Origin of the sequence: Catenulispora pinistramenti (genome assembly GCF_018274385.1) — a bacterium.
Lineage (GTDB): Bacteria > Actinomycetota > Actinomycetes > Streptomycetales > Catenulisporaceae > Catenulispora > Catenulispora pinistramenti.
Genome location: NZ_JAAFYZ010000311.1, coordinates 1 through 9,728 on the forward strand (window position 1 = coordinate 1; position 9,728 = coordinate 9,728).

7 protein-coding genes and 1 pseudogene are annotated in these 9,728 nt (G+C 71.6%); 2 read left to right on the top strand and 6 right to left on the bottom strand.

From position 1 onward, the window contains the following. Positions 1 to 247: 247 nt before the first annotated feature. Together KGQ19_RS44950 and KGQ19_RS53205 are read left to right on the top strand one after the other, a co-directional pair. Complete coding sequence (locus tag KGQ19_RS44950) at positions 248 to 1,468, top strand: agmatine deiminase family protein (protein WP_212021130.1); 1,221 nt, start codon at positions 248 to 250, stop codon at positions 1,466 to 1,468. Positions 1,469 to 1,686: 218 nt separating this feature from the next. Next, positions 1,687 to 2,379, top strand: a pseudogene (locus KGQ19_RS53205) (DUF4436 family protein); the annotation flags it as partial. A 37-nt stretch (positions 2,380 to 2,416) separates the two neighbouring features. Here KGQ19_RS53205 and KGQ19_RS44955 read toward each other — a convergent pair. From KGQ19_RS44955 to KGQ19_RS44980, 6 genes are all read right to left on the bottom strand, one after another. After that, a complete protein-coding gene (locus KGQ19_RS44955) occupies positions 2,417 to 3,784 on the bottom strand; it encodes a CynX/NimT family MFS transporter (protein WP_212021131.1) in 1,368 nt (455 codons plus the stop codon). 117 nt (positions 3,785 to 3,901) lie between these two features. Next, entirely contained in the window at positions 3,902 to 4,894 is a 993-nt protein-coding gene (locus tag KGQ19_RS44960; RefSeq protein ID WP_212021132.1) for a hypothetical protein, read from the bottom strand. 162 nt (positions 4,895 to 5,056) lie between these two features. Then, positions 5,057 to 6,148 (bottom strand): porin PorA family protein, encoded by a 1,092-nt coding sequence (locus KGQ19_RS44965; RefSeq protein ID WP_212021133.1) that lies wholly within the window; start codon positions 6,146 to 6,148, stop codon positions 5,057 to 5,059. Between the two features lie 117 nt (positions 6,149 to 6,265). Further along, the gene (locus tag KGQ19_RS44970; RefSeq protein ID WP_212021135.1) at positions 6,266 to 6,925 is read right to left on the bottom strand and encodes an ATP-binding cassette domain-containing protein; all 660 of its coding nucleotides are present in this window, start codon (positions 6,923 to 6,925) and stop codon (positions 6,266 to 6,268) included. Next, the gene (locus KGQ19_RS53540) at positions 6,922 to 7,701 is read right to left on the bottom strand and encodes an ABC transporter ATP-binding protein (RefSeq protein WP_212021137.1); all 780 of its coding nucleotides are present in this window, start codon (positions 7,699 to 7,701) and stop codon (positions 6,922 to 6,924) included. Before KGQ19_RS53540 ends, KGQ19_RS44970 begins: the two co-directional genes overlap by 4 nt. Then, positions 7,698 to 9,728, bottom strand: a 2,031-nt coding sequence (locus tag KGQ19_RS44980) for a branched-chain amino acid ABC transporter permease (protein ID WP_230420421.1), incomplete at its 5' end; no start/stop codon positions are given. The genes KGQ19_RS53540 and KGQ19_RS44980, both read right to left, overlap by 4 nt.

Here is a 9,728-nt window from a genome sequence, read left to right on the forward strand (position 1 = left end):
TAAGAGACAGGGGTCATGGCGCTCACTCCTTGGTGAGGGAGAGGGGTGGTGCGGTCGCCGGTATCGTGTTCCTGACTGAAGTTTTAGTCAAGAGCGAACTTGACTGAAATTTCAGTCGATGCCAGGCTTGGCGTGCTGGCCTGCGAGGACACCGCGCCGAGGGGCACCGATTCGGCCCTATCCGATCGCCCGACTCCGCCGGCCATGTGAGGATCCATATCGGGGACAAGAACATCGGAGCCGTCTGATGTACCAACGCACCATCTCCCGCCGCGCCGCTCTGACGTCGGCACTCGGGATCGGCGCCGTCGCGCTGGGGGCGACGGCGTGCGGGAGTGGCGGTTCGGAGGGCGGCGAGACGGGCTCCTCCCCCGCCGGCGGGAGCTCGGCGACCGGAACCTCGACGGCCGGTGCCGGCGCCGGTTCCGCCGCCGGCACTGCGGCTTCGAGCGCCGCGGCGCCGACCCGGGTCTTCGGCGCCGAATGGGACCACCACATCCGCACCTTCATGGCCTGGCCCGCCTCCGACGCCATCTGGGGCGACGGCCTCCCCGCGGTCCAGGCCGACATCGCCAACCTGGCGCGCGTCGTCTCCGGCTACGAACACGTCGTGCTGCTCGCGCGGCCCGACCAGCGGAGCACCGCACAGAACGCGGTCGGCTCCGGCGTCGAGGTGATCCCGATCCCGGTGGACGACCTGTGGATCCGCGACACGGCCCCGGTGTTCGTCCAGGACTCCGGCAAGACGGCCGGAGTGAACTTCCACTTCAACGGCTGGGGCAACAAGCAGCAGCACGCCCTGGACGCCGGTGTGGCCGCGGCGATCATCCAGAAGTACCAGATCCCGGGCATCGACTCGGGCATGGTCGCCGAGGGCGGCGCGCTGGAGACCGACGGCAAGGGCACGCTGATGGCCACCGAGAGTTCGCTGGTGAACGACAACCGGAACCCGGGCAAGAGCCGCCAACAGATCGAGGACCTGCTCAAGACCGCGCTCGGGGTCACGAAGGTGATCTGGTTCACCGGGGTGAAGGGCCAGGACATCACCGACGCGCACGTGGACTGCCTGGCGCGCTTCGCGGCCTCCGGCGCCGTGCTGCTGGACAAGGCGTTCCCGGGACTGCCGCCGGACGTCTGGTCGCAGGCCTCGGACCAGGCCAGGTCGGTGCTGGCCACGGCCACCGACGCGGCCGGGAAGAAGCTCCAGGTCGTGGATCTGCCGCAGCCGGACCCGGACAAGATCACCGGCAAGGGCGACGCGTTCGTGTCCTCCTACGCCAACTTCTTCGTCGCGAACGGCGCGGTGATCATGCCGAAGTTCGGCGACGCCGATGCCGACGACCAGGCCGGCAGCATCCTCGCCGAGCACTTCCCGGGGCGGAAGGTGGTGCCGGTGGCGATCGACGCGATCGCGGCCGGGGGCGGCGGGATCCACTGCGCGACGCACGACATGCCGGGGACGGCGTGACGGAAGCGGCCTGATAAAAGCTGGTCTGCCAGGAGCAGGGTGACGGAGAACGTGACGGAGAAACGGGCACCGTAATGGAGAACCGGGCGTGACGGAGAACCGGGCGTGACGGAGACACCGGCGTGAGCATCGGCCAGCGAAGCCTCGGCCGGGCGGCGAAATGGGGCCGTCGCCGACTGTTCGCGACCATCGCGGTCATCGCGGCCGTGGTCGCCGCGGTGACCGTCGGGATCTGGCTCCAAGTCGGCGAGCGCCTGGCCCTGGACAAGAAATACGCCCTCCCCTCCGCCGCACCCGACCGCATCGACGTCGCCGCCTCGATCCAGCGCGTGGACGCCACCGGCCGCGAGCTGACCCTGCGCGTGATGGTCACGCCGCGCGGGGCCTACGCCGACCCGCAGGGCCTGGCCGCGTCCGGCGATCTGGTCATCCAGACCTCCGCACCGGTCCGCGGCGACCTGAAGTACCCGGCCCACGCCCGCATCTCCACGACCGACGTGGCCGTGGCACTGTCCGGCGGGGCCGTCACCGACTATCCCTTCGACGGCTACGACACCGACATCGAGTTCACCGCCTCGTTCGACGGCCGGCAGGTTCCGGTGTCGGCGACGCTGAGCAACGTCGACGTGCTGTTCGCGACGGGCGTGGACGCCGAGTCGGTGGGCGGCACGGCCGTCTACTCGGTGGACGTCGCGCGTTCCAACAGCGTCGTCGCCTTCGCGCTGTTCATGATGGCGGCGATGTGGGCGCTGGCGATCGCGGTGGCCATCGGGACGCGCTTCCTGGTACGCCACCGCAAGGGGCTGACGTGGCCGGCGCTGGGCTGGATGGCGGCGTCGCTGTTCGCGCTGGCGGCGTTCCGGAACACCGCGCCGGGGAACCCGCCGATCGGGTCGGTGCTGGACTACGCGGCGTTTCTGTGGGCTGAGGCGATCATCGCGGTGTGTGTCATCGTGACGGTGGTGTCGGGGAACCGGGTTGAGGGGGCGCCGGGACCGGTGACGGCGGAGCCTGCGGTGCCGGGTCCGGTGACGGCGGGACCGACGATGCCGGGGCCGGCGCCCAAGTAACGTCGCGACCGGCGCCGAGGCCGAGAAGCGCCTGGGCGCACGCGATCCCGGCCAACAACGTCACCGGCAGCGCCCAACCGCCGGTGAGGCTGTGGAGCGTACCGAGCAGGAGCGGTCCGACCGCCGCGACCAGGTAGCCGACGGATTGGGCCATCGCCGCGAGCGAGGCGGCCTGCGGACCCTGGGACGCGCGCTGACCTTGGAACGTGAGGGCCAACACGAGCGTCGCGCCGCTGCCGAAGCCGGTCAGGACGCACGTCACGACGGCCAGGCTCGGGGTCACGGCGAGGAGCGCGAAGCCGGTGGCCATCAGGATCGAGGCCGCCGCCGCCAGGACGCGTTGGTCGGGGTGCCGGCGCAGGACCAGTGGCAGCGTGATGCTGGCGACCAGGCCGACGGCTTGGAACAGGAACAGTTCCCAGCCCGCGGCGGCTGTCGAGGTGCCGTGGTCGTGGACGATGCTGGGGAGCCAGGAGATCGTCGCGTAGAAGCCCAGGGATTGCAGGCCCATGAACAGGCTGATCTGCCAGGCCAGCGGCGAGCGCCAAGGGGAGGGAGATTTCGTGGGCGTCTTCGCGGAGTCAACCTCGGTGACCAGGACCGCCGAAGCCTCTTGTCGGGCTTCTTGTCGGGCATCCCGGTCACCACGCCGCAGATACGGCAGCCACGCGGGCATCGCCACCACCGCGAGCACGGCCCAGCACCCCAGCGCGCTCCGCCAGCCACCCGGCAGCACATCGGCCAGCGGAACCGACACCCCTGACGAGATCGCGGCCACCGACCCCATCGCGGTCACGTAGACGGCGGTGACCTGGCTGACCCGCTGCTTCGGCACCGTGCTGCGCACCACCGGCGGCAGCAGCACGTTGCCGACGGCGATCGCCGCGGCGATGACGACCGTGCCGCCGAACAGGAACCCGATCCCCGGCAGCGACCGCACCACCAGCCCGGCAGCCAGCAGCGGAAGCGCCAGCGCGAGAACCCGCCGCGCCCCGTGCCGACGCGCGGCCCGACCGGCCAGCGGCGACGTCGCGGCGAACGTCAGCAGCGGCAGCGTGACGAGCAGCCCGCCCCAGGTCTCGCTGAGCCCGGTGGCGTGCTCCACGGTCGGCAGCAGCGGGCCGACACCGGTCAGGCCGGCCCGCAGGTTCGCCGCGACCAGGACGATCGCGATCAGCAGGGAGGTGGTCAGGGCGGCATGGTCGGGGGCCGTCTGGTCGTGTGCGGCCTCTTCGTCCACTGTCATTGATCAGCTGATTCCACACCGCTGTGGGATCAAACGCGGCGCCGCGGGGGCGCGATCATCGATGTCGGCGACGACGATTTGTCATCTCGTCGCCGACATCGACAGGGGAGTCGGGCCTCAGCCCGAAGTCACGCAGCTGTCAGCGCTGTTGGACCAAAGCCCCTGCACGTCGTAAGTCCCCGTGGAGAGCGTCTCGTAGGCGTCCAGGTTCTCGCACTCGTCGCCGATCTCACCGTTGGCCGTGTTGTTCCAGCCGTTGGTGGGCCAGAAGTCGGTGACGGTCTCGGCGTACTCGTGGGTCTCGGTCGACTCGATGCCGGAGAGCATCCGGCCGTCGGTCTCGGTCGTGCACGCTCCGGCGCCCATGTCCGGGACGTACGGCAGGTTCGTGTAAGCCAGCGTGCCGTAGGACGACTGTGTCTGGTCGTGCCACGCGCAGAAGCCGCTGTTCGGGAAGCCGTCGGGGTGGGTGCCGGAGGCCGAGACGATGACGTACTGCGCGTTGTCGTTCGGGTCCTGGGTGGTGTTCCCGAAGTGGGCGGCGGCATTGGCGGCCTCGGTGGCGATGTCGGCGGCGGCCGGGCTGTCGGGTTCGGGGTTGGCGTCGTCGAACCAGACGCCGGCCAGCGGGGAGGAGGCGGGGTGCTGGATCGCGGTGCCGCCGGCGCCGCAGTCGGTGGAGCCGGCCGCGATGCCTTCGCAGTACTGGGTCAAGATCGTGCCCCAGGTGTCCTGGCCGCCGTACAGGCCGTTGAACATCCCTTGCAGGTCGTTGGCCACACCCGCGGTGTCGCTGCTGTCCCACTGGGAACCCCAGAAGACGAGGTACACAGTCGGCGTCGGGGAGACGGCTCCGGTGGTGTCGCTGGTCTGGAGCGAGAGGGTGTCGGCGTCGGTCAGGCCGTGCGTGTCGCCGGTGATGCCGTGCCCGTTGATCGGCTTGACGCCGTGGTGCTTCGAGGCGGCGGCGATGGTGGTGGTGGTGGCGTGCGCGTGAGTATGGGCCTCGGCTCGGGCCGGGCCCGTGGTGAAGCTCAGGGCCGCGGCGCCGACTGCGAGGAGGGCGGCGGTGTCGCGGAGCAGGCGGCGAGTGGAGTGTGTTGATGGCATAGCGTCAGCGTGCGACGACACGGACACCACGTAAAGGAATGTTCTGACAAAGCGACGATCAAAGGCCGGCAAAGCCCGGCAAAGGCGAGCGGGTGGTAGCCCGATCGGCCACCACCCGCTTTTCATCGACTCCTGATGAAGCTCACTGACTCCTGATGAAGCTCACTCCTGCGTCGGCGGCACTGTCGACCCCGGACCAGTCCCCGGACCAGTCCCCGCCGCCGGGCCGGAAGCCCGCGCCGCAGGCCGCCGCCGGCCGCGCAGCACCCCGGCCAGCGCCAGCAGCACCACCCCGAGCGCCAGCAGGATGATCGGCAGGTACACGCCGAGCCAGCTGATCACGGTGCGGCCGTGCCGGGCGTCGTCGGCCGCCGCCTTGGAGCTGGCCGCGGAGTCCTGATACGTGACCGCGACCGCCGGGATCAGCGGGACCGTCGTGCCGTTGGGCAGCGCGATCTCGGCGACCCGCTGCTGGGCGCGCTGCACGTCGATCACCAGGCCGGTGTGCGGGTCGACCCAGAACGTGGAGTCGTCCTGGAAGGTGTAGGACAGCGGCACGGGGTTCGGCAGCTCGGGCAGGATCTGCGCCAGCTGCGCGGCCTGGGCGGCGGGCAGGGCGCCGGCGGTGCCGAGCAGCTTGAGCAGGTCGACCGGCAGCTCCTTGGGGAGCGTGGCCAGGATCTGCGGGTCGGCGATCTTCGTCGGCGCCACCTTGGCCTGGTAGACGTACGTCGTGATGCCCTGCTTCTTCTCCGAGCGCAGATACGTCAGCGGCGCCACCTTCTGCGTCTCCGGCGTCCAGCCCTCGTAGTTCTTCTTCTGCGCGCCGAACGGCCAGCTCACCGTCAGGCCCTGCGCCGGGATCAGGTCGGTCCAGCTGCTGGGGTGGCTGCTCACCGCTTCCAGTGACTTGCGGTCCACCGCGTACTGCCACTTGGTCTGCTCGACCTTGGCCCCGGCCGCCGAGGTGGTGCGGGAGTCGCTGATCAGGGCCTTGTTGCCGGAGGTCTTCTCCACCTTCACGTCCTGCGCCACGGTCATCGGAACGTTCTGCTTGACCGCGCCGAGCAGGTTGCCCGAGGCCAGCGCCTGCGGGTCGAGCAGGCTCTGGAAGGTGCCGTCGTAGGTGCGGTCGATGTTCTTGCCGGACGGGATCCGGGCCACGTAGCTCGGCGTGATCCACCAGGCCAGCAGCGCGGCGGCCACTAGGGAGAGCACGCCGACTGCGGCGCACGCGATGCGTGTCTTGGTCATACCCGGCTCCGTTGCTCGGATCAGCGTCAGTACGTCAGTACCTTCAGTACGTCAGGGTCAGTGTCCGAGGATGGACGGTTAATCGCCAGCTGAAAGGCTCTATCGGGTGACACAGGTTCACTCGGACAGCCGCAGCTCCCCCGGCTCCCCGCTGAAGGCGACCCGGCCGCGGTGCAGGACGTGGACCACACCGGCGGCGGTGAGGGTGGGCGGGAGCGCCTGCGCGGCCAGGATCACGGTGCGGCCGTCGGCGGCGGCCAGTTCGAGCAGCCGGCGGTGCAGGCGGGCGACGACGGCCGGGGCCAGGCCGCGGTCCGGCTCGTCGAGGAGCAGCAGGCGGGGGCGGCGAAGCAGGGCACGGCACAAGGCGACCAGTTGCTGCTGCCCGCCGGACAGGGTTTCGGCGCGGCGGTCGAGCAGGGGTAGGAGTTCGGGGAACGTGTCGGCGACCTCCGGGGCGGTTCGCGCCCGCGGGCCCAGGTTCTCGGCGACGGTGAGCGAGCCGAAGATCGCGTGCTCGGCCGGGACGAAGGCCAGGCCGAGGCGGGCGCGGCGGTAGGCGGGCAGGTCGGTGACGTCACGGCCCTGCCACCGGCAGGTTCCGGCGGACAGCGGGACGGCACCGACCAGGGCGCGCAGCGTGGTGGTCCGGCCAGCGCCGTTGCGGCCGATCAGGACGCTGACGCGGGCGGCGGGGAAGGCGAGGTCGACGCCGTGGAGGGCTTCCAGGGGGCCGTAGCGGACGCGGGCGGCGCGGAGTTCGACTTCGACGGTCATGGCTGGGCCCGGCCCCGGCTCCACAGCGCGCCGACTTCCGGATCGGCGAGGACGGCGGCGGCCGGGCCGCGGGCCACGACCCGGCCGGCGGCCATCACGTAGACGACGTCGGCGAGTTCGGCGACCAGATCGACGTCGTGTTCGACCAGAAGCAGGGCCATGCCCTCGGCACTGAGGGCACGCAGGACCGCGGCCAGGCGCGTGGCCTCGGTGGCGTCGAGGCCGGCGGCGGGCTCGTCGAGCAGGAGGACGCGGGGTGCGCCGGCCAGCGCGCGGGCGAGTTCGACCATGCGCAGCGTGCCGGTCGGGAGGTCGGCGACGGGGTGGTCGCGCAGTGCCGCCAGACCGGCCAGGCGCAGGGCCCGGTCGGTGGCCAGCGCCGTCTGTCCGCGGGCCGGGTCGGGCAGGCCGACCAGGCCGCGCAGGGTGCCGCCGGGGCGTCCTTCGGCGCCGATGCGGACGTTCTCGGCGACGGTGAGGCCGGGGAAGATCGCGAGCTGTTGGAAGGTGCGGGCCAGGCCCAGGCGGGCTCGGCGGTAGTCGGGCAGGTGGGCGATGTCACGGCCGCCGAGCAGGACGCGGCCGGCATCGGGACGCAGGGTGCCGGACAGGCAGTCGAACAGTGTGCTTTTGCCGGCGCCGTTGGGGCCGACCAGGGCGGTGATGCGGGCTGGCGGGACGGAGAGGTCGACGCCGTCCACGGCTATGACGCCGCCGAAACGGCGGACTACGCCTCGGGCGGTGAGGTGGGGTGAGGGTGCTGCGGGGGCGGTCATGGTCGTGCCCGTTCGATGCGTGCGCGTGCACGGTGGCCGAGCGGGGTGAGTTCGGCGGAAGGTGTCGGCGGTGCTACGAGTGTTGTGCTGAGGGACGCTGTGCTGAGGGACGCTGTGCTGAGAGACGCTGTGCTGAGTTGCGACAGGCGGCCCGCGAGCCCGCCGGGCATACGGCCGATCATCAGGGCCAAGGCGCCGACGACGACCGTCGACACCCCTTGGGTGGTGCCGGCATCCAGGCCGACGAGCAGCGCCGCGGCCAGGACCGCGCCGAGTGCGCTGTCGGCTCCGGCGACGACGACCGTGGCGAACCAGATGAGGCCTTGTAAGGGGTCGAACGTCGCGGAGTTGAAGGCCCGGCCGCCCAAGCCCATCAGGCCGCCGCCGAGTGCGGCCAGACCGGCGCCGGTCATGAAGGCGAAGACCTTCAGCCACGGCACGTTCAGACCGGCGGCCGAGGCGCCGGCTTCGTGGTCGCGCAGCGCGGTCAGGGCCCGGCCGAGGCGGCCCCGGTGCAGGTTGTGGACGATGACGACGCCGAGGGCGAGCAGCGCCAGCTCGGCGGCGTAGAAGGCGCGGTCGTCGGTGAGGAAGCCGGGACGGTCCAGGAGCAGGCCGGTGGTGGCGTAGGGCTGGTCGAAGACGAAGCGGCTCATGGCGGTGCCGACGGCGAACGTCACCAGCGCCAGGGCCAGGCCGCGGCGGCGGATCGCGGGCCAGCCGGTGAGCAGGCCCAGCGGGACGGTGACCAGGACCGCGCACAGCAGGGCCGGGACCGCGGGCATGGCCGGGACGCCGGGGACTTTGCCGGACATGAGCAGCGCGGTGCCGAGGGCTCCCATTCCCGCGTAGCCGGCTTGGCCGAGGGAGATCTGGCCGCCGTAGCCGGTGACCACGACGACTGAGAGCAGGACGAGGGCCAGGGCGGGGACTTGGAGTGCGTTGCGGAGGTCGGAGCCGCGGAAGCCGAGGGGCATCAGGAGCAGGACGGTGCAGGCCATGGCGGCTACGGCGCTGGCCGCACGTTCGGGGACGTTGCCGCTCTGGTTTCGGCCTTGGCGTTTGCCGGCGGCGCGCGCCGGTGGGGCCTGTGCCCCGGAGCCGAGGTGGCTTTGGAGCAGGACCACGACCAGGAGCGCGATCACGAAGAGGTTGGACTGGAACGCTTGGACCAGCGGGAGGATCTGGCCGCCGGGGCGCAGGCGGGTGAGTTCGCTGCCTGCGACGCCCAGGCCGAGGCCGACCGCCACCGCCACGCCGACGCTGCGCAGGCGGCCCGCGACGGCGACCGCCATGGTCTCCATGACGAGCAGCGACAGGCCGTAGGGGTCGAGGAGCAGGTTGGGCGCGAGCAGGACGCCGACCAGGCCCGCGACGAAGGAGCCGAACGCCCAGCCGATCGCCGAGACCCGGCCCGCGTTCACACCGGAGAGCTCGGCGAGGCGGCGGTCGTCCACGACCGCGCGGAGCTGGAGGCCGAAGGGCGTGTAGCGGGTGACTAGCGCGACCAGGAGACTCAGGGCGAGGACGACGCCGAGCTGCACGGCCGTGTCCAACCGCACCGGGTGGCCGCCGGGGAGCGTGAAGGGCGTGCTGGGAACGAGCGACGGGGCGTCGGCGTAGGGGCCGGTGCCCCAGATGAGGACGACGGCGCCGGTCAGCAGGATGAACACGCCGATGGTCGCCACCATCGTCTCGGCCGGCCCGGCCCCCCGCCGCTGGAGCGGACGGAACACGCCGAGCTCGAGCCCGACCCCCAGCGCCGGCGCCACGAGGAGCAGGCAGAACGCGGCGGCCGGGACGACGGGCCAGTGCCACACCACGACCAGCTCGCGCAGCAGGTACGCGATGATCATCGCCTGCGCACCCTGCGCGAGGTTGAGGACGCCGGTGGCGCGGTAGGTCGTGACGAGGCCGATGCCGCTCAGGGCCGCCGCGCTGCCGACCGCGAGGCCGGCGATGGCGAGGTCGATGGTGAGGCTGAGGGAGCCGGCGTCGGCGAGGAGGGGCATTAGGGGGCCTGTCTC

Bases quoted from the DNA above. Each gene is read 5' to 3' on its own strand.
- KGQ19_RS44950 (WP_212021130.1), top strand. From the start codon at position 248: ATGTACCAACGCACCATCTCCCGCCGCGCCGCTCTGACGTCGGCACTC.
- KGQ19_RS44955 (WP_212021131.1), bottom strand. From the start codon at position 3,784: ATGACAGTGGACGAAGAGGCCGCACACGACCAGACGGCCCCCGACCAT.
- KGQ19_RS44960 (WP_212021132.1), bottom strand. From the start codon at position 4,894: ATGCCATCAACACACTCCACTCGCCGCCTGCTCCGCGACACCGCCGCC.
- KGQ19_RS44965 (WP_212021133.1), bottom strand. From the start codon at position 6,148: ATGACCAAGACACGCATCGCGTGCGCCGCAGTCGGCGTGCTCTCCCTA.
- KGQ19_RS44970 (WP_212021135.1), bottom strand. From the start codon at position 6,925: ATGACCGTCGAAGTCGAACTCCGCGCCGCCCGCGTCCGCTACGGCCCC.
- KGQ19_RS53540 (WP_212021137.1), bottom strand. From the start codon at position 7,701: ATGACCGCCCCCGCAGCACCCTCACCCCACCTCACCGCCCGAGGCGTA.